Annotated in this window: 11 protein-coding genes and 1 pseudogene; 7 read left to right on the top strand and 5 right to left on the bottom strand. The window is 68.9% G+C overall.

The window, feature by feature from the left end:
- Positions 1 to 270 precede the first annotated feature (270 nt).
- From ACSJJU_RS09620 to ACSJJU_RS09610, 3 genes are all read left to right on the top strand, one after another.
- A complete protein-coding gene (locus ACSJJU_RS09620) occupies positions 271 to 2,226 on the top strand; it encodes an autotransporter assembly complex protein TamA (protein WP_435915176.1) in 1,956 nt (651 codons plus the stop codon).
- Positions 2,226 to 6,443, top strand: coding sequence for a translocation/assembly module TamB domain-containing protein (locus tag ACSJJU_RS09615; protein WP_435915175.1), 4,218 nt, complete (start codon positions 2,226 to 2,228; stop codon positions 6,441 to 6,443). Before ACSJJU_RS09620 ends, ACSJJU_RS09615 begins: the two co-directional genes overlap by 1 nt.
- A 178-nt stretch (positions 6,444 to 6,621) precedes the next feature.
- Positions 6,622 to 6,903 (top strand): SWIB/MDM2 domain-containing protein, encoded by a 282-nt coding sequence (locus tag ACSJJU_RS09610; protein ID WP_435915174.1) that lies wholly within the window; start codon positions 6,622 to 6,624, stop codon positions 6,901 to 6,903.
- Positions 6,904 to 6,988: 85 nt separating this feature from the next.
- On the opposite strand, the gene ACSJJU_RS09605 is transcribed toward ACSJJU_RS09610, so the two are convergent.
- Together ACSJJU_RS09605 and ACSJJU_RS09600 are read right to left on the bottom strand one after the other, a co-directional pair.
- Positions 6,989 to 8,281, bottom strand: a complete 1,293-nt coding sequence (locus ACSJJU_RS09605; protein ID WP_435915173.1) for a mechanosensitive ion channel family protein — start codon at positions 8,279 to 8,281, stop codon at positions 6,989 to 6,991.
- A gap of 138 nt (positions 8,282 to 8,419) precedes the next feature.
- Positions 8,420 to 8,938: a YidH family protein gene (locus tag ACSJJU_RS09600; RefSeq protein ID WP_435915171.1), complete on the bottom strand. Its 519-nt coding sequence runs from the start codon at positions 8,936 to 8,938 to the stop codon at positions 8,420 to 8,422.
- 175 nt (positions 8,939 to 9,113) lie between these two features.
- Between ACSJJU_RS09600 and ACSJJU_RS09595 the strand changes: the two genes are divergently transcribed.
- On the top strand, positions 9,114 to 9,380 hold the full coding sequence (locus ACSJJU_RS09595) for a DUF3297 family protein (RefSeq protein WP_435915169.1): 267 nt from the start codon (positions 9,114 to 9,116) through the stop codon (positions 9,378 to 9,380).
- 119 nt (positions 9,381 to 9,499) lie between these two features.
- On the opposite strand, the gene ACSJJU_RS09590 is transcribed toward ACSJJU_RS09595, so the two are convergent.
- The gene (locus ACSJJU_RS09590) at positions 9,500 to 11,767 is read right to left on the bottom strand and encodes an NADP-dependent malic enzyme (RefSeq protein ID WP_435915168.1); all 2,268 of its coding nucleotides are present in this window, start codon (positions 11,765 to 11,767) and stop codon (positions 9,500 to 9,502) included.
- A 755-nt stretch (positions 11,768 to 12,522) separates the two neighbouring features.
- Between ACSJJU_RS09590 and ybaL the strand changes: the two genes are divergently transcribed.
- On the top strand, positions 12,523 to 14,295 hold the full coding sequence (gene ybaL / locus ACSJJU_RS09585) for a YbaL family putative K(+) efflux transporter (protein ID WP_435915167.1): 1,773 nt from the start codon (positions 12,523 to 12,525) through the stop codon (positions 14,293 to 14,295).
- A 7-nt stretch (positions 14,296 to 14,302) separates the two neighbouring features.
- Here the strand turns inward: ybaL and ACSJJU_RS09580 are convergent, their stop codons facing one another.
- Positions 14,303 to 16,786: an NAD-dependent epimerase/dehydratase family protein gene (locus ACSJJU_RS09580; RefSeq protein WP_435915166.1), complete on the bottom strand. Its 2,484-nt coding sequence runs from the start codon at positions 16,784 to 16,786 to the stop codon at positions 14,303 to 14,305.
- Positions 16,787 to 16,981: 195 nt separating this feature from the next.
- On the opposite strand from ACSJJU_RS09580, the gene ACSJJU_RS09575 reads away from it, so the two are divergent.
- Positions 16,982 to 17,335, top strand: a complete 354-nt coding sequence (locus tag ACSJJU_RS09575; protein ID WP_435915165.1) for a copper-binding protein — start codon at positions 16,982 to 16,984, stop codon at positions 17,333 to 17,335.
- Positions 17,336 to 17,483: 148 nt separating this feature from the next.
- On the top strand, positions 17,484 to 18,029 hold the full coding sequence (locus ACSJJU_RS09570) for a YybH family protein (RefSeq protein WP_435915164.1): 546 nt from the start codon (positions 17,484 to 17,486) through the stop codon (positions 18,027 to 18,029).
- A 280-nt stretch (positions 18,030 to 18,309) separates the two neighbouring features.
- Here the strand turns inward: ACSJJU_RS09570 and ACSJJU_RS09565 are convergent.
- Positions 18,310 to 19,123: pseudogene (locus ACSJJU_RS09565) on the bottom strand (DODA-type extradiol aromatic ring-opening family dioxygenase).
- Positions 19,124 to 19,267: the final 144 nt, after the last annotated feature.

Raw genomic sequence — 19,267 nt, 5'->3', positions numbered from 1 at the left:
CGGAAACGGCGGCGGCGGCAGGGGGCGCGTTGCTGCGGCTTTGACAAGCGGGGCAAGTTCCGTCATGCCGTTGGGATGAGATAGTGCTTTATTGTCAATTGCTTATAGAAACCGTCAGGGGCTGGACGAAGATGGGGCGCTGCAATCCGGTGGCGGGCACTTTGGCCCAAGCTCTGCGTTGGTAAGTTTATGCGCCTGCCGTTCCGCCTCATCTCCTTGATGTTTTTGGGCCTTGCTCCGTTCCCGTGGCAGTCCGCGGCAGCGCAGGAGGTGGCGGAGCCTGCCCCGGATGCGCCCGCCGACAAGGCGGTGGAAGAAGCGGCAGCGGGGCCCGGGGAAGCGCCCGGCGACCTGCCGGACATCCCGGAGAGTCCGGATATCCCGGAGATTCCCGACATTGCCGTGCCCTGGCCGGATCTGGACGCCTTTCCGCCCGCTGAGGGGCGGAGCGACCGCCGCCGGTTCGCCAACCGGACGCTGCGCTATTCCGTCCGCACCGAGGGGCTGGACGCGGTGGGGCTCGAAGGCCAGTTCAAGTCCCTCTCCAGCCTGATTGCCGAGCGCAACGGCGGGGCGCTGGCGGCCCAGATCAACCGCCGCGCCCGGTCCGACGCGGACCTGATCCGCCGCCTGCTGGCCTCGGAGGGCTACTACGCCGCGACGGTCGACATCGCCCTGGCGCCGGTTGCCGACGAGGACGGGCGGGTCGATGTGACCCTCACCGTTACCCCCGGTCCGCGCTACACCTTCAGCGACATCCGGCTCCAGTTCCCCCGCGCCACGGACAAGGCGACCCGCGCGGCGGTGCGGGAGCTGTTTCCGCTGTTCGAGGGCGACCCCATCGTTGCGACCAGGGTGGAGGCGGCGGAGGCCGAGCTGCGCCTCAAGCTGCCCCAGCGCGGCTATCCCTTTGCCGAGGTGGGCGTGCGGCAGGTGCTGATCGACGATCTGGAATACACCGGCCTCTACACCCTGCCGGTGACGCCGGGGCCGCCCAGCGTCTACGGCGACATCCGCATCACCGGCGACCGGCTGTTCGATGAGGATCACCTGAACGTTCTCGCCCGGTTCAGGAGCGGCGACCCCTACGACAGCCGCGACGTGGAGGACCTGCGCCAGGCGCTCATCGCCACCGGCCTGTTCTCCAGCGTGGCGCTGCGGCCGGTGCTCACCGACCAGCGCACGGACAACGGCCTTGCGGTGGTGGACATGGAGGTGGAGACCACCAAGGGCCCGCAGCGGCGGCTGGCGGCGCGCGGCGGCTATGCCACGGGCGAGGGCATCAAGCTGGAAGGCGAGTGGACGCACCGCAACCTGTTCCCGCCCGAGGGCGCCTTCACGGCGCGGGCGGTGGCGGGCACGAAGGAGCAGCGGCTGGGGGCGGAGGTGCGCCGCTCCAACGCGGGCAAGCGCGGCCGCAGCATGTTCCTGCTGACCGAGGCGCTGCGGGAGAACCGGGACGCCTACAGCGCCTACGCGCTGCGCGGAGCGGTCGGGTTGCTGCGGGAGCCGGATATCGGCCTCGGGCGGCGCTGGGGCTATGCGGTGGGGGCCGAGCTGCTCGCCACCAACCAGCGCGACCGCAGCCTGTTCGCGGACGAAGGCGACGAGAACGGCAAGCGGCGCACCTTCCTCATCGCCGCGCTGCCCACGCGGCTGGAATACGATGGCTCCAACGATCTGTTCAATCCGACGCGAGGCTTCCGCGCCGCGGTTCAGGCAACGCCCGAAGCCGCCCTGCAGAACGGCTTTTACGGCTACACCCGCCTGCGGCTGGACACGAGCGGCTATCTGCCGCTGAGCGGCGATAATCTGGTGCTGGCCGGGCGCGTGGCGCTCGGCTCCATTCTGGGGGCGGACCGCGACCGCATTGCCCCCAGCCGCCGCTTCTACGCGGGCGGCGGCGGCTCGGTGCGCGGCTTCGGCTACTGGGAGCTGGGCCCGCAGGATGCGGACGGCGACCCGCTTGGCGGGCGCTCCCTGACCGAGGTCTCGACGGAGCTGCGCTACCGGTTCGGCGACTATGGCATCGTCGCGTTTGTCGATGCGGGCCAGGTCTACACCAACGCGCTGCCGCAGTTCAGCGACCTGCGCTACGGCGCGGGGCTGGGCGCGCGCTACTACACCGCCTTCGGTCCGCTCCGCTTCGATATCGCCCGCGCCATCGACCGGCGCCCGGGTGACCCGAAATTCGCTGTCTACATCTCGATCGGGCAGGCCTTCTGATGGATACGGACACGGAAAATCCCGCCCCGCGCGCCCGCCCCGTCTGGGTCCGGGTGCTGCGCGCTGGCGCAGTCGCCCTGGCGGCGGTCGTGGTCCTCGTGGCGGCGCTCGTGCTGGCCATCAACACCGGGCCGGGCCGTGGTTTCCTTGTCCGCCAGATCGGGAAGCTGGAGCTGGAGTCGGGCCTGCGGGTGCGGATGGAGCGCATCGACGGCTCGCTCTACAGCCGCTTTACCATCCGCAATCTGGTGCTGTTCGATCTGGACGGCCCGTTCCTTGCCATCCCGGCGGTCACCGTGGACTGGAAGCCCGGCCCCCTCGTGCGCAAGCATGTGGTGGTGCGCCGGGCGCATGCGCCGGAGATCACGCTCTCCCGCCTGCCGCGCCTCAATCCGACGCCGCCCGAGCCGGACCAGCCCCTGTTCCCCGACATCTACGCGACGCTGGATGATCTGACGGCCGAGCGGATCGTCATCGGCCCGAAGGTGGCGGGGCAGCGCTCTGTGGCATCGCTCAAGGCGAGCGGCGTGCTGGCGGACGGGCGGCTGAACCTGACCGCCGATTCCGCCGCCGACGCGGGGGACCGGCTGCACCTGCGGCTGGCGGCCGAGCCGGACCGCGACCGGCTCGACCTCGACGCCCGGCTCGACGCGCCCGCCGCCGGTCTGGTGGCCGGGCTTGCCGGGCTCACCGAGCCGCTGACGGTGCGGCTGGAAGGGGCGGGGCCGTGGAGCGCATGGAACGGCCGCCTCCACGGGCAACTGGCCGGGGAGGAGCTGGCGAACCTCGCCCTTCAGGCGCGCAGCGGCACCTTCTCGCTGGAGGGTCAGGTGCGCCCGGCGCTGGTGCTGGAGGAGGGGCCGGCAACGCGCCTGCTCTCGCCCGCTGTCGAGGTGAGCGCGACGGCCCGCTTCGAGGAGCCGCGCCTTGTCACTACCGCCCGCGCGTCCGCCCCGGCCTTCGCGGTGGACGCGCAGGGCGCCATCGACACCGGAACCAGCCGCTTCGAGGCCATGGAGGTGAACGGGCGGCTGCTCGCCCCCGCCACGGTGATGGACGGCCTCAGCGGGGACGACGTGACGCTCGCTGCCGAGCTGAACGGTCCGGTCGCAACGCCCACCATTGCCTATACCCTGAAGGCGCGCCGCATCGCCTTCGAGGGGCGCGGGGCCACAGACCTCAACGCCGAAGGCCGTGTCGAGATGGAACCGGAAGGCCGCATCACCGCGCCCATTACCCTCAGCGCCGCCTCCATCGACGGCCTGCCGGAGCAGGTGGGCGGCCTGTTGCGGCAGGTGCGCGTGAACGGGACGGTCGAGATGACGCCGGAGCGCATCGGGGCCAAGAACCTCGCCTTCCGCTCCAACCGGCTGAACGGCCGGGCCATGTTCGCCTACGCGCCCGCCTCCGGCGCTTACGACGCCGATGTGGATGCGTCGGTGCAGCAGTATGAGGTGGCCGGGTTCGGCGTGGTCAACGCCTCGGCCGACGCCCGCATCGCATTCGACCCGCGCACCAGTGCGCTGGCGCTGAACGGCGACATCAACGCCCGGGCGACCCGGCTCGACAACGAGGCGGCGCGTGATTTTCTCGGCGGGCTGCCGGTGCTCACCGTCTCGGCCCGGCAGCGGCCCGGCGGGGCGATCGTGCTCAACGTGGCGCAACTGGAGGCGCCGCGCTTCCGCTTCGCGCTCACCGAGGGCGTCTACACGCCGGACGGGCGCATCGTGCTGGCAGGGCAGGGCGAATCCGCCGCCTATGGCCCCTTCGCGATCAACGCCAGCGGCGAGGCCGTCCGCCCGCAGGCGGAGCTTACGCTGGCCCGGCCGGATCTCGGCATCGGCCTCAGGAATGTGGTGCTGAAGGCAACGCCCGAGCCGCGCGGCTACGCGGTGGCGCTCGATGGCCGCTCGTCCGAGGGGCCGCTGCGGGGCCGCGCCATCGTGGTTCTGGAGGAAGGGCCGCTGGCGGCGGAGATATCGGAGCTGAGCCTTGCCGATCTCACCCTCAAAGGCCGGGTCGAGCAGACCGAGGCCGGGCCCATGGCCGGCGCGCTGAGCCTCAAGGGCGCGGGGCTGACCGGGCAGCTTCGCCTTGCGGGCGAGGGCGCGGTGCAGCGGATGGATGCGTCGCTTCAGGCCCGGCAGGCGCGGCCGCCCGTCTTCCCGGCGCTGGGCATCGGTCAGGCCCAGCTTGAGGCCAGCCTGCGCCTGCCCGACGGCGCGCCCGACGTGAATGCCCGCTTCTCCGGCCGCCAGATCCGCTATGGCGACTGGCTGGTGGAGCAGACCTCCGGCACGGTGCTCTACCAGTCCGGCACGGGCCGGGCGAACCTGACCCTGGCCGGGCGGCACAACGCGCCGTTCAATCTGGACCTTGCCGCCGAGATGACGCCCGAACGGGTGCAGCTCACCCAGTTCAACGGCACGCTGTCGAAGCGGCGCATCCGGCTGGCCCAGCCCGCCGTCGCGGACCGGGTGGAGGCGGGCTGGCGGCTCAATCCCGCCACCCTGCAACTGGCCGGGGGCAAGCTGACCGTGGAAGGGGAGACCGGCGAGACCGCGCGGCTGGCCGCCCAGTGGTCCGGCCTCGGGCTCAGCTTCCTCGATGCCATCGATCCCGAGATGGGCCTCTCCGGCACCACCTCCGGCACCATGACTGCCACCCTGCCGCCCGGCGGGCGCACGCCCCGCGCCGAGGCGCGCATTGTCGTCAGCAACATGCAGCGGGCAGGTCTCAGCACCCAGTCGCCGCCGCTCGATCTGGGGCTGAACGCCTCCCTTTCGGAGCAGCAGGCGGCGGTCCGGGCGCTGGTGCGCCATGACGGCAAGGTGGTCGGCTCGCTGCAAGCGCGCCTCAGCCTGCCCCCGCAGGCGGAGGAGCCGGAGACAGACTGGATGAGCCGCCTGCGCGATGCGCCACTGGCGGGCGGGCTGCGCTTCAGCGGCCCGGTCGAGCTGCTCTGGGCGCTCAGCGGCATGAAGGGGCACGAGCTGGGCGGCACCCTGTCGGTCAGCGCCGACATGAGCGGCACCCCGGCCCAGCCCCTGCTGCGCGGCACGGTGCGCGGCGCGGACATGTCCTACGAGAATGTGGACTTCGGCACCCGCATCCGCGACGTGAAACTGAACGCCCGCTTCGAGGGCTCGCGCCTTCAGCTGGCCGAGTTCAGTGGCACCTCGCCGGGCGGCGGCGGGTTCTCCGCCACCGGCTTTGCCGACCTCGACATGGAGGCGGGCCTGCCCATGAACGTGCAGATCACGCTCGACCACCTGCGTGCGGCGCAGACCGATGCGCTGGAGGCGGTCATCACCGGGCCGGTCGCCATCCGGCGCGCGGGGGGCAAGGGCGTCATCGAGGGCAAGCTGCGGATCAACGAGGCCCGCTACCGCTTCACCGGCGTTGCCGCCGCCGAGGTGCCGCAACTGGAGGTGCAGCGCGTCGGCGAGGTGCCGATCCAGCGCCGGCCTCGCCGGAAGGAGCCGGAGAAGCCGTCTCCGTTCGAGTTCACGCTCAATGTGGACGTGGATGCGGATAACCGCATCTTCATCCAGGGCATGGGGCTCGATTCCGAATGGGGCGTGGACCTCAATATCGGCGGGCCGGTCATGGAGCCGGCCATCCGCGGCACGGTGACGGCGGTGCGCGGCTCCTACGCCTTCGCGGGCCGCCGCTTCGAGCTGAACAAGGGCGTCATCCGCTTCGCGGGGGAATTCCCGCCCGCGCCAACCCTCGACATCGTGGCCGGCGCAACCGTCGATGGCATCGAGGCCCAGCTGCAGGTGACCGGGCAGGCATTGCAGCCGAGCATCGCCTTCTCCTCCAACCCGTCGCTGCCGCAGGACGAGATCCTCTCCCGCCTGCTGTTCGGCGGCTCGGTCACCGAGCTGTCCGCCACCGAGGCGCTGCAGCTGGGCGCAGCCGTCGCCTCGCTGCGCGGCGGCGGGGGCGGGCTCAACCCCCTCGGCAAGCTGCGCCAGGCGACTAGCATCGACCGGTTGCGGATCGTGGGCGGAGACGAGGCCAGCGGGCGCGGCACGTCGCTGGCGGTTGGCCAGTATCTCACCGACGACGTCTACGTGGAGGTGACCAGCGACACCCACGGCAACACGCTGACCCAGCTCCAGATCGAGCTGACCCGGGCGCTCAGCATCCTCTCGCAGGTGGGCCGGGCGGGCGAGACCAGCCTCCAGCTGCAATACGCCAAGGACTACTGAGGCCGCCTGGCTCCGCGGCGCTGCCGGGCAGGCGGAACTGTGGCTTTCCGGCCGCAGCCCGCCTGCTGTCCGCATGGTCTGTACGGACACAGTTGGGCGGCCAAGCGTTAACCCGCCAGAACAGTGCGGCCGGGCCGGCGGTTCGCCCTGAATGCAACAGTCCCGCGAAGGAGGAAGCATGCCATCCAGGACCACCAAGGGAAAATCGTCGGGCCAGAAGCTCAACGCGTTGCAGCAGCCCGTTCAACCGTCGCGCGAGCTGGCCGCCATCGTGGGCGATACGCCGCTGCCGCGCGCCGAGGTGGTGAGCAAGGTCTGGGCCTACATCAAGAAGAACGACCTGCAAAACCCCGAAAACCGCCGGGAAATCCTGGCGGATGACAAGCTGGAGCCGGTGTTCGGGAAGAAGAAGGTCACCATGTTCGAGATGAACCGGTACCTGAGCAATCACCTCAAGTAGCCGGTCCAGCCCGCTGCAATTCCTGCCTGACGTGTCCCGCCAGCCGCTTGCCCGCCCGGGGGCTCCCCGGGGCCGTCCCGGGGGCTCAGCGGGCGGCGGCCTGCCTGTCCTCCTGGGCGAGGGCGGCCAGCAGCGCCAGCCGGCCGGCCTCCGGCCCGCTGGCGTCGGCTGCCTGCTGGATGTCCCAGCCGGAGGGCTGCTGGAACACCTTGAGGCCGAACTCGGGCAGGATGGCGAACAGGTGGTCGAAGATGTCCGACTGAATGGCCTCGTATTCGACCCAGACGACCGTGTTGGTGAAGCAGTAGATCTCCAGCGGCACGCCGGCCGGCCCCGGCGGCATCTGGCGCACCAGCATCATCATCTCCTGATGGATGCCGGGATGGGCCTTGAGGTAGGCCTGCACATAGGCGCGGAAGCAGCCGATGTTGGTGAGGCGGCGGGCATTGACCGGCTCCGACGCCCGTTCCGGGTGGCTGGCGTTCCAGGCGTCCAGTTCCGCCTGCTTGGCGTCCAGATAGTCCCGCAGCAGGGTGAAGCGGCGCAGCCGGGCGCGCTCCTCCGCCGTCAGGAAGCGCACGCTGGCCAGATCGAGCGGGATCGCCCGCTTGATGCGCCGCCCGCCGCTCTCGAACATGCCGCGCCAGTTCTTGAAGCTGTCGCTGATCAGCCGGTAGGTGGGAATGGTGGTGATGGTCTTGTCCCAGTTCTGCACCTTCACCGTGTGCAGCGCGATGTCGATCACCGCGCCGTCGGCGTGGACCTGGGGCATCTCGATCCAGTCGCCCACCCGCACCATGTCGTTGGTTGTGAGCTGCACGCTGGCCACCAGCGACAGCAGCGTGTCCTTGAACACGAGGGTCAGCACCGCCGCCAGCGCGCCAAGGCTGGAGAGCAGCAGCATGGGCGAGCGCTCGATGAGGAACGCGATCGCCACGATCGCGCCCGCCGTGTAGAGCACGATCTTGACCAGCTGGAGATAGCCCTTGATCGGCCGGTTCGCCGCGTCGGGGCGGCGGTTGTAGAGATCGTTGATGACGTTGGTGAAGGCGCCGAGCGCCAGCACCAGCGTGATGGCGGTGAAGGCGGAGGCCACATTCTCGACGAGCAGCCGCACCGGCTCCGGCAGGCCGGGAATGAAGGCCGCGCCCGCATGGATGATGACCGAGGGCACCGCATAGGCCAGCCGGTGCACCACCCGGTGCTCGATGAGCAGGCCATCCATGACGAAACTCGTGCGCTGCGTCATGTGGCCGAACAGGCGGATCAGGATCACGCGGGTGAGGGTGTAGGCCACCCACGCGGCGAGGCCCAGGATCGCTAGGCCGATCAGGGTTTCAAGGATGGGGTGGGCGGCAATCAGTTCTGAGGCGGTCATCAATTCCCGTCATCGCGCCGGACAAGGGCGGCGCTGTCTCTCTGTTGCGATGGCAGTCACGCTCTGGTGGGGTCAGGAATGCCCGAACAAACCCGGGGGGTCAAGGTTTGGAGCCGGACGGCCGCCGGTTGGCCACGATCATTTCGGCGTGAAATCGCCGTGCCAGATGCCATAGAGGGCCGCCAGCGCCACGAACATGAGGAAGATGTTGACGCCGATGAGCATCACGGCGGGCAGGCGGCGGATGCTGGGGATGCTGAGCGGCGCGCCGGGGCGCAGGTAACGCCAGATGGCGCAGACGAAGCAGAAGGCGCTGAGCAGCACCAGCACGGTCGCCGTGGCCATGATCACCCAGTCCGCCACCACGCTTTCCAGAACCGCCCGCGCGCCGACGCCGCTCGCAAGCGCGGCAAGGCCGGTGCGCACCCAGGCGGCATAGGTGCGCTCGGCGGCGAAGATGGTGCGGTCCGCCGCCAGCTCGGTGCGCCGGTCGGCGCTCTCCGAGACATGCTGCGTGCTGTGCTCGACGGCCTGGCTGCTTTGCCTGACCGCCGAGGCGCTTTTCTCCATCCGCACGGACTGCGCCTGCAGTGTGTCCAGCCGCGCCTCCGGCGGGTCCGGCGCGGTGGAGCGGGGGTCGGGTGCGGGAGAGGCCATGCTGCCATAACGCGGCGATGCCCGGGTCGATGCGGACAAGATGCGGACAATCGGGGGGGGCAGTGCGGCGCGCAAGCCATTCACGGGCGCGCCTTGACTGGCCGCTTGGTTTTGCGCCCGGCCCCGGTTATATCCCTTGGCTTTCCAGATTGTGTCCAAGCAAAGAGCGCACAGCATGACCGATACGCCACCGGATCGCCTGTCGATCAATCCGAAAAGCCCCTATTTCAACGCCGCCGTGCTCGAGCGGGGCGTGGGCGTTCGCTTTCGCGGCGTCGAGCGCAACGATGTGGACGAATACTGCGTCAGCGAGGGCTGGATCCGCGTGCCGGTGGGCAACACCCGCGACCGCCACGGCTATCCGCTGACCATCAAGCTGAAGGGCGAGGTCGAGCCCTACTTCCAGGACGTGGCCGGGGATGAGGCCAAGTCGGCCGAATAACCCCGCCGCCCGCCACGAAAAAAAAGCGCGTCGCAAGGCCCTCCTTGCGGCGCGCTTTTGTTTTGGGGAGGAGGGCCGCCGGGAGCAGGGCCCCCGGCGAGTCCAGTCCCTGGTCCGGCTTACCCCTGAAGCTGGGCGACGCTGAGCGCGGTGATGTTGACGATGCCGCGCGCGGTGGTGCTGGGCACCAGCACGTGCAGCTGCTTCGACATGCCGAGCAGCAGCGGGCCGATCAGGTGGCCGTCGTTGGCGGCGGCCAGCAGGGTGAGGCTGATGTTGGCCGCGTCCAGCGTCGGCATGATCAGCAGGTTGGCCGAGCCGGTGAGCGGGCTGCGGGTCACCATGCGGCTGCGGATGCCCTCCGCCAGTGCCGCGTCACCATGCATTTCGCCGTCGATCTCCAGATCCGGGCAGGCCTCGCGGATGAGCGGCAGCGCCTGGCGCATCTTGCGCGCCGTCGGCGAGTTGCTGGCCCCGAAGTTGGAGTGGGACAGCAGCGCCGCCTTGGGCACCATGCCGAACCGGCGCACCGTCTGGGCGGCCAGCTGGGTCATCTCGGCCACCTGCTCGGCGGTCGGGTCCAGGTTCATGTGGGTGTCGCACAGGAACAGCACGCCCGACGGCAGGATGACCGTGGACATGGCGTAGACGCGGCTCACATGCTCCACGCGCGAAATGAGCGGCAGCACATCCCGGGTCTGCTGCCACCAGTCGCTGCGGCCGCCGCAGATGGCCGCGTCCACATGACCCGCCTGAAGCAGCATGGCCGCGGTGATGTTGGGGCGGCGGCGCACCCGGCGCTCTGACGACGAGGGCGGAATGCCGCGCCGGTCCACCAGCTGCTGGTAGCGCTCCACCAGCGGCAGGTACTTGTCGTCATTCTCGCTCATGTCGACCACTTCGATATCGCGGTCGATCTTGAGGCGCAGGCCCAGTTCGCGGATGCGCTCCTCGATGACGGTGCGGCGGCCCACCAGCACCGGCCGGGCGATGCGCTCGTCCACCACCGTCTGCACGGCGCGCAGCACGCGCTCGTCCTCGCCCTCGGCGTAGGCCACCCGCTTGGGGGCGCGGCGCGCCGCCTCGAACACCGGGCGCATCAGCTGGCCGGAGCGGTAGACGAACCGCTCAAGTTCGGTGCGGTAGCTCTCGAAGTTCTCGATCGGCTTGCGCGCGACGCCCGAGGCCATGGCGGCGCGGGCGACGGCCGGGGCGATCTCCAGCAGCAGGCGCGGGTCGAACGGCTTGGGGATGATGTAATCCGGCCCGAACAGGGCCGCCTCGCCGCCGTAGGCAGTGGTCACCACCTCGCTGGCTTCCACCCGGGCAAGCTCGGCGATGGCCTCGACCGCCGCGATCTTCATCGCCTCGTTGATCTCGGTCGCATGCACGTCGAGCGCGCCGCGGAAGATGTAGGGGAAGCAGAGAACGTTGTTGACCTGGTTCGGATAGTCCGAGCGGCCGGTCGCCACGATGGCGTCAGGACGCGCCGCCTTCACCAGCTCGGGCAGGATCTCGGGCTCCGGGTTGGCGAGCGCCAGAATGAGCGGCTTCTCCGCCAGCAGCGGCAGCCATTCCGGCTTCAGCACGCGCGGGGCGGAAAGGCCGAGGAACACGTCCGCGCCCGCCAGCACGTCCCCAAGGGTCCGCGCGTCGGTCTTGCGGGCGTAGCGGGCCATGTTGGCGGGCATGTCCGCGTCGCGCCCCTCGTAGACCACGCCGTTGATGTCGGTGAGCGTGACGTTCTCGGGCTTGAGGCCCATCGTGACGAGCAGGTTGACGCAGGACAGGGCGGCGGCGCCCGCGCCCGAGGTGACCAGCTTCACGTCCTCCAGCCGCTTGCCCTGGAGCAGCAGGCCGTTGCGGACGGCGGCGGCGCAGACGATGGCGGTGCCGTGCTGATCGTCATGGAACACGGGGATGTTCATGCGCTCGCGCAGGCGCTCCTCGATCACGAAGCACTCGGGTGCCTTGATGTCCTCGAGGTTGATGCCGCCGAAGGTGGGCTCCAGCGCGGCCACCACCTGGACGAAGTGGTCCGGGTCGCTCGAGTCCACCTCGATGTCGAACACGTCGATGCCGGCGAACTTCTTGAACAGAACCGCCTTGCCCTCCATCACCGGCTTGGAGGCGAGGGCACCGATGTTGCCCAGGCCCAGCACCGCCGTGCCGTTGGTGATGACGGCAACCAGGTTGCCGCGGGCGGTCAGTTCGCGCGCGGCTTCAGGATCGGCCCGGATGGCTTCGCAGGCTGCGGCCACACCGGGGGAGTAGGCAAGGGAGAGGTCGTGCTGGTTGGCCATGCGCTTGGTCGGCTCAACCGCCAGCTTACCGGCGCGGGGGAGCCGGTGATAATCCAATGCGGCTTTGCGGAAGTCTTCATCCATGGTGTATCCTGTCGACAAACTCAACGGCATCACATCGAGGGACGGCATCACAGCCTGTGATGGCAGTCTTGCGTGGCCCAGCGGTAGCAGTCCCGCGACCCCTGCTCAAGCCATAGCCTGAACGCTCGGGAAAGGTTGCCCACCGGTGGACCGGTCGCCGCGAGCGCGCGCGTGCCCCCGTCGAGTAACGACGAACTGTTGCCGAGAAAAGCACTGTTTCCCGGGGGGCGACGCGCAAAACAAAGCGGGGGAAGCTGCCCGTTTGTTCCTGTCCCGGGCCAAAATTGACCGGCCCCGCCATAGTAAACCACGCCAGAATCGCAGGGCAGAGACCGGGCGGAAAACCCTGGTGTTCAGAACATGCCGAGCATCGTCATAGAGATGAAAAGTCATGACGGTACGTGAAATATTCACCAGTGGAGCATTGAGACAAAGGTAAACGAGGATGGTTGTTCAGAAAAGTTAACCTGTATTTCAGCATACGGAGACATTTAGTTTGCGGAATTTTTTGAACAGCCGTGTAACATTGTCGATCTTCCTGCCGATTTCTGTGAGAATATCGCTGAATAGATTAATAGCGATGTCGGATCCGGCCGAACCGTTTACCGTTCGATGCCGTCGGATCCATTGAGAAGGGAGCAAAATTCTTGCAGGAAGTACTTGCGCGACCGGCCGTATCTATTTCATAAAAGTGGTCTGCCCACTTCTTGTCATTTCCCGACGGGACGTCCTCAACAAGGAGCACCGAACCACGAATGCCCCATGATACGCCCCTCATTGCCACGATCGTCGGCGGTATCGGCCTTGCCTTCATTCTGGGCACGATCGCCAGCAGGCTGCGAATTCCGCCGCTGGTGGGCTATCTGATCGCGGGCGTTCTGGCGGGGCCGCACACACCGGGCTTCGTGGCGGACCAGTCTCTCGCCCCCGAGCTGGCGGAAATGGGCGTCATTCTCCTGATGTTCGGTGTGGGTCTTCATTTCTCGCTGAAGGACCTGCTGTCGGTGAAGACCATCGCGGTGCCGGGCGCCGTGGTGCAGATCGCCATCGCCACGGTGATGGGCGCGGGGCTTGGTCTGGCGCTGGACTGGCCCCTTGTCAGCGGTCTGGTGTTCGGCCTTGCCCTCTCCACCGCCAGTACGGTGGTGCTGCTGCGGGCGTTGCAGGAGCGCCGACTCATCGACACGGAGAAGGGGCGCATCGCGGTCGGCTGGCTGATCGTCGAGGACCTGGCCATGGTGCTGGCGCTGGTGCTGCTGCCCGCACTCGCCTCCATGCTGCATGTGGGGACGGGCGAGGCGGCAGCCGCGGCCGAGGCCGGATCGGGACCGCGCATCGGGGTGGTGCTGGGCATCACCCTCCTCAAGGTGGTGGCCTTTGTCGTCTTCATGCTGGTGGTCGGCCGCCGGGTCATCCCGTGGCTGCTGCACTATGTGGCGCACACCGGCTCGCGCGAGCTGTTCCGCTTGGCGGTGTTCGCCATCGCGCTGGGCGTCGCCTTCGGCGCGGCCAAGCTGTTCGGCGTCTCGCTGGCGCTGGGCGCGTTCTTCGCGGGCATGATCCTCAGCGAGTCCGAACTCAGCCACCGCGCGGCGGAGGAAACCCTGCCGCTGCGCGACGCGTTCGCGGTGCTGTTCTTCGTCTCGGTCGGCATGATGTTCGACCCGATGAGCCTGGCGCGCGAGCCCTGGCCGGTGCTGGGCACGCTGCTCATCATCATCTTCGGCAAGTCGATCGGCGCGTTCTTTATCGTGCTGGCCTTCCGCCACCCGGTGCCGACGGCGCTCACCATTTCCGCAAGCCTTGCGCAGATCGGTGAATTCTCCTTCATTCTCGCAGGGTTGTGCGTTGCTCTTGATCTTCTGCCCGAGCAGGGGCGCGATCTCATCCTCGCCGGCGCGATCCTGTCGATCCTGCTGAACCCGGTGGCCTTTGCCGCCATTTCCTGGCTGCGGCCCCGGCTGGAGAAGAGCGAGTTCCTCGCGGCCATGTCGCACACCGCGCCGGGTCAGGCGGACGGTCCCCTGCCGCACGCCGCCGCGCCCGAGCCGGAGGAGGCGCGCGTCACCGACCTCACCGACCACACCATCCTTGTCGGCTTCGGGCGGGTCGGCAGTCTGGTCGGCGCGAGCCTGCACGAGTCGGGTATGCCGTTCCTTGTCATCGAGGATGGCGAGAAGACCGTGTTCGCCCTGCGCGAGAAGGGCTTCGAGACCATCGCCGGCAACGCGGCCAAGGCGGACATCCTGCGCTCGGCCAATCTGGCCGGGGCGCGGCGGGTTATCATCGCCATTCCCAACGCCTTCGAGGCGGGCCAGATCACCCAGCAGGCCAAGGCCGCCAACCCCGATGTGGAGATCATCGCCCGCGCCCACTCCGACGCGGAGGTGGAGTATCTCACCAACCTCGGGGCGGATCTGGTGATCATGGGCGAGCGCGAAATCGCCAAGGGCATTCTGGAGCGGGTGGCGTTGCAAACCCCGGTCGCCGAGGAAGAAGTGCCCGGCTCCAGCGCAGGCGCGGCCTGAGGCCGCCTCACAAGATCAGGCGGTCCCAGCGGCCATAGTGGTTGCGGATCCGGCCCCTCGGCACGCTGAGGGCGATGAGCGCCAGCCCGCACAGGAGGCTGGCGACCGTGGCCGCCGTGCTGGCGTCATGGATGAAGGGCGTCACGCAAAGCGCTGCACCCAGGGGGATATTGAGAAAGCGGGCCGCGCGCGCCACCTCCGCCGCGGCGATGGAGATCACCGTCAGCGCCAGCGATCCGATCAGGTGGTCGGCGTTGGCCATGCCGCCCGTGCTGCCGAGCGTGACGCGGGTGAACAGCAGCCACAGGCCGATCAGGGCCGAGACCGCCAGCGGCCACGGCAGGCTGACGCCGCCGCTCACCATGTCCCGCAGCACCGCGCCGGGGGTGCGGGCGAATTCGTCCGCGACCGGCCGGGGCGCTTCGCCGTCGTCCGTATCGCCGAACAGCAGCACGTACAGCCAGTTGCGCCCCGCCTTGATCCGCCGCCGCAGGAACTGGATCGTCGCCAGCAGCTCGTCGAGCGAGTAGGGGATCTGCACCAGCATCACCGCCGCCGCGATCAGCGCGGGCAGGCTCCAGGTGCCGAGCAGGATCGGCTGGATGATGATGAAAAAGATGGAGGTCACGCCGAGCGGCGCGATCATCAGGCCGAAGATCAGCACCAGCCACGGCATGGTGCGCCAGCGCTGGCGGGAGCCGACGATGCCGGTCAGGATTTCGAGCGCGTAGGTGAAGGCACCGACGGCGGCGTCGGAGACCGGCCAGGCCTCCGAGACCCAGGAGGTGATGATTTCCTCGGTGCCGTTGCGCGGATCGAGAGGGTTGCCCTCGAACACCGGGTCCCACGCTGCCGGGCTGTGGCCCAGCTGGTAGGCCGCCAGATGCCGCGAGATGACGAGCCCGACGAGGGCCAGCGCCACGATGGGCAGGCGCTGCGACCATTGGGAGGGGTTGTAGTCCCACCCCGGCGGCACGTCCGGCCCGGTGAGCGCGGCGGCGGCGGACGGCCCCGGCTCGGGCCGGGTGCACACGGCAAAGCCGAAGATGAACATGCCGGCCAGCGTGTCGGAGAGGTAATCGGCACTGCTTTCGGTCCAGAACAGGAAAGGGGCGGCCATGACCAGCGCGCCGATGGCCGCGCACGCCCAGCGCGCCCATTGCGCCCGCCACGACAGGGCCAGGCCCGCAAACAGGATGAGCGCCGCGCCCAGCGCCATTTCGGCCATGGCCAGCCCCCGCTCCGGCACGGTGATGGCGAACGGCTGGGTGAGCAGCCAGACCCCCAGTCCCACGTTGAGGAAATGGGCCCAGCGGTTGGCGCTGTGCTCCCGCGCCACCTGCGCGTGCCGCTGCCGGGTGAGGGCGTCGGGTGTGTCCGTGGCGTCGGCCGCTGCTGCCAGGCTTTCGGGCGGCGTGATCTTGTTGGCCTTGTACCAGCCAAGGGGGTCCCGCTTCAGCGCCGCCACCATGGCGGGCAGCTCGTTCCTCAGCCGGTGCTTCGGCTCCCAGCCCAGCAACTGGCGGGCGCGGGTGATATCGAGTGCGTAGTGATCGTCCGCCATGCCCACCATGAACGGCCGGATGAACGGCTTCTCCCCCTGGTCGATCATGTCGGGGATCACCGGCTCCAGCTTGTCCTGCGCCCAGGCACCAGCGGCGGCGAGGGCCTTGGGCAGCCGCAGGGTCGGCCAGTCCTTCTCGCCATGGATGAGGGAGCCCAGCGCATCCTGGAGCGCGTCGTAGCCGAGGGCGTCCGGCTCGCCGATGAGGATCGCCGTCTCCGCCGGCAGGTCGGCCCGGCGATCGACCGTGCGGCGGAAGGCATCCAGCATGTCGTCGCGGTGGACCATGGACTGGCCCACCAGCGTGGAGCCGGAATAGAAGTGGCTCTCCAGATCGCGCTCGTAGATGCGGGCCATCTGCCGGGCCATGGTGGGGACGGTGGTCACCTCGTCATAGACGCCCGCCAGCCGCAGGAGCACGTAGGGGATGGTTCCATGCTCGGCCTGGATGACCGCCTCCGCCGCCGCCTTGGAGCGGGGGTAGGCCCAGCGCGGGTCGATCGGCTGGCTTTCATCGATGCGCTCGCCGGGGCGGCAGGGGGCGTGCACCAGCATGGTGCTGGCATAGACGAACTGCTCCACCGTGAAGTCCCGCAGGGCGCCGAGCAGCCGCCGCGTGCCCTCCACATTGACCGCCTGGTAGAGCGGGTTGTCCTCGCCGGTGAAGTCGAAAAACGCCACCAGATGGATCACGCTGGCGATGCGGCTGCCGTGGCGCGCCCGCACCAGCGCCAGAGCCTGCCGGACGGAGGCATCATCTGAGAAATCCGCTGCAAGCACCGGAAAACCAACATCCTTTTCCTGAACGTCGAGGCCGATGATGCGGTAGGCGTCGCCCAGAGCGGCCGCCAGCGAGCGGCCCAGATTTCCGGTCGCGCCGGTGATGAGGATGATGGGCTTGTCTGTCGGCGGTGCAGTGGTGTCCACGACCATGATCCCAGGGTTCCGGCGGCAAGCGGTCAACGCGGGCTGCTGGTCCCGCGTTCCGCCGTGGTGGCCGTGATCGGCGCCCCCGATCTGGCATCCAAGCCCGCCGCAATGCGTATCTCACTGCGGTGGGCCGCGGAGGCTGCAGGCGGCGGCTGACGTGCCGGTTGAGAAACCTTGCGGAGGACCGATGGCATGAAGCGATCCATCCTGATAGGCGCTCTGGCGGCCGGGCTTGGCCTCGGGGCCGGAGCCTGCGGCAACGGGCAGGAGGCACAGGACGCTGCCTCCACACCCTCCGGCGCGGAGGCGCCCCAAGACGACGCCACCTACACGGCGGCTGGAACGGTGACGGCGATTGCGGGCAACCAGGTGACCATCGCCCACGACGCGGTGAAGGATCTGGACTGGCCCGCCCAGACGGCCGACTTTCAGGCCCAGAGCCTCGACCAGATCATCGACCTGCGCCCCGGCGACAAGGTGTCCTTCTCCTTCAGCCAGGCGGGCGGGCAGTATGTGCTCGTCTCCATCCACAAGCGCAGCGGCTGACCGCGCCCGTTTGACGGGTCCGTAACGATTGCCCGCACCGGCAGCACGGGTCGCATCATCCGGCTGGGCGGGCTGCCTCGCGCTCCGCTAGGGAAGCGGAAAAACCGTCGGCGCGCCGCTCCGGCGCGTGTCATGCGAGGGGGATTTCATGATACAGTTCAAGCGATTGAAGGGTGTCGTGCATGTATCGCTGTGTCTGGTGTGCGCGGCGCCTGTGACCAGCGGGATAGCGGCGGGGGCGGCAGCGGCCCATGCCGCAGCGGAGACAGCGCCGGTTGCCCAGGATACGCCCGAGGCCGCCTTCGAGCGGTATCGCACGCTGATCAACACCCATGATTTCGACCGGCTGGCGGAGGAGGTGATCGCGCCCGACGCCCTGTTCGTCTTCACCGACAAGAGCCACCGGGGGCTGGAGGCGGTGCGGGCTGCCTTCCTTCACACCTGGTCCATCCTGCCGGACGAGGTCTACACCATGACCGACGCCGAATGGCTGGCGCGGGACGAGAACACCGCCCTTGTGGTGTTCCGCTACGGCTACCGGGGCACCCTCAAGAACGGCCAGACACTCACCGGCGGCGGCCACGGCACCAACCTCTACAAGCGCACGCCCGCGGGCTGGCGGCTGGCCTACGAGCATCTGAGCCACGATCCCCGGCCGGCACCCGCCGCCGACAAGAGCAAGAGCGCATCCTGACGGTTTGTCGGGAGAAGGATTTCCATTTTGCAGGAGGGTCGCGGACCCTCCTGCACCTCCCTTTTCTTTACAGGCCTTTTCTCTACGGGGACGTGCGAGTGACAAAGGGTACGACCCAAGAAAATCAGGCTGTTACGGCCGTGTTTTCAGTGTGCTCCGGAAACGCGGCCCGAAAAACGAAACGGGGGTCGCAGGGGGATCCAGGATCCCCCTGCAGGCAAGAAATATTCAGAAATTTCCGAATCATGCATCATCTTCATGATGCAATGCATTGGCGGAATCAGCCGAACCGGAAGCCGGAGACCGCCTTGCCGAGGACGCGGTCGTTGTAGTCCCGCACGGCTGCGTCCTCGAGCGCCGCGCCCGCCGCCACCATCAGCGGCAGCAGATGCTCGGGCGTCGGGTGGGACGCGCGCGCCGGGCGCGGCTGCCCAGTCCAGCAGGCGGCGGTTGCGCTCGGCCGGGTCCGGCCGGGTCACGGCCTCGTTCAGCCAGGCATCGAACAGCTCGGATGAGGCGTTGTCCCGGCCCGTCATCATGTTGGGCACATGGTGGTAGCTCATCCCCGAGCCGATGAGGAGCACGCCCTCCTCCCGCAAGGGGGCGAGCGCCCGGCCGATGGCCAGATGCTCCGCCGGGTCCAGCCTCTCCTGAAGGGAGAGCTGGAGGACGGGGATCCGGGCCTCGGGGTACATCACCTTGAGCGGGATGAACACGCCGTGGTCGAGCCCGCGTGCGTCTTCCGTGTCGGTCGGGATGCCCTCGGCCGCCAGCAGCGCCTGCACCCGCGCCGCCAGCGCCGGCGCGCCCGGAGCCGGCCAGGTCAGCCGGTAGGTGTGCTCGGGGAAGCCGTAATAGTCATAGAGCAGGGTAGGGCGGGCGGCGACGTTCACCGTCGGCCGCTCCGTCAGCCAGTGGCCGGAGATCACCAGCAGCGCGCGCGGCGGCTGCGGCAGGGTGGCGGGGATGCCTCGCAGGTAGGCTTCCATCCGGTCCCAGGTGTCGCGCTGCCAGCCCGGCGGCGTCTCCATGAAGAAGCACGGGCCGCCGCCATGGGGAATGAACAGGGTCGGGAGCCGGTTGGTGCGGGACATGGCAAACGCTCCATCGCCTTGGACGCCGGACCCGGCATCGGATCAGCCGCCGGATCAGCCGCACGCGGCTTGCGTCCGGTCCGCAGCATAGGGGCGGCGCACCCTGTGCCGAAGCATCGGCGGCGGCAACACTGTTTCCCCGTT

Source organism: Pedomonas sp. V897 (genome assembly GCF_051304405.1).
Lineage (GTDB): Bacteria > Pseudomonadota > Alphaproteobacteria > Sphingomonadales > Sphingomonadaceae > Pedomonas.
The sequence above is the reverse complement of the archived record's forward strand: the minus strand, read 5'-3'. Positions and strand labels throughout refer to the sequence as shown.

Bases quoted from the DNA above. Each gene is read 5' to 3' on its own strand.
- ACSJJU_RS09590 (WP_435915168.1), bottom strand. From the start codon at position 11,767: ATGGATGAAGACTTCCGCAAAGCCGCATTGGATTATCACCGGCTCCCC.
- ACSJJU_RS09600 (WP_435915171.1), bottom strand. From the start codon at position 8,938: ATGGCCTCTCCCGCACCCGACCCCCGCTCCACCGCGCCGGACCCGCCG.
- ACSJJU_RS09610 (WP_435915174.1), top strand. From the start codon at position 6,622: ATGCCATCCAGGACCACCAAGGGAAAATCGTCGGGCCAGAAGCTCAAC.
- ybaL (WP_435915167.1), top strand. From the start codon at position 12,523: ATGCCCCATGATACGCCCCTCATTGCCACGATCGTCGGCGGTATCGGC.
- ACSJJU_RS09615 (WP_435915175.1), top strand. From the start codon at position 2,226: ATGGATACGGACACGGAAAATCCCGCCCCGCGCGCCCGCCCCGTCTGG.
- ACSJJU_RS09575 (WP_435915165.1), top strand. From the start codon at position 16,982: ATGAAGCGATCCATCCTGATAGGCGCTCTGGCGGCCGGGCTTGGCCTC.
- ACSJJU_RS09570 (WP_435915164.1), top strand. From the start codon at position 17,484: ATGATACAGTTCAAGCGATTGAAGGGTGTCGTGCATGTATCGCTGTGT.
- ACSJJU_RS09605 (WP_435915173.1), bottom strand. From the start codon at position 8,281: ATGACCGCCTCAGAACTGATTGCCGCCCACCCCATCCTTGAAACCCTG.
- ACSJJU_RS09595 (WP_435915169.1), top strand. From the start codon at position 9,114: ATGACCGATACGCCACCGGATCGCCTGTCGATCAATCCGAAAAGCCCC.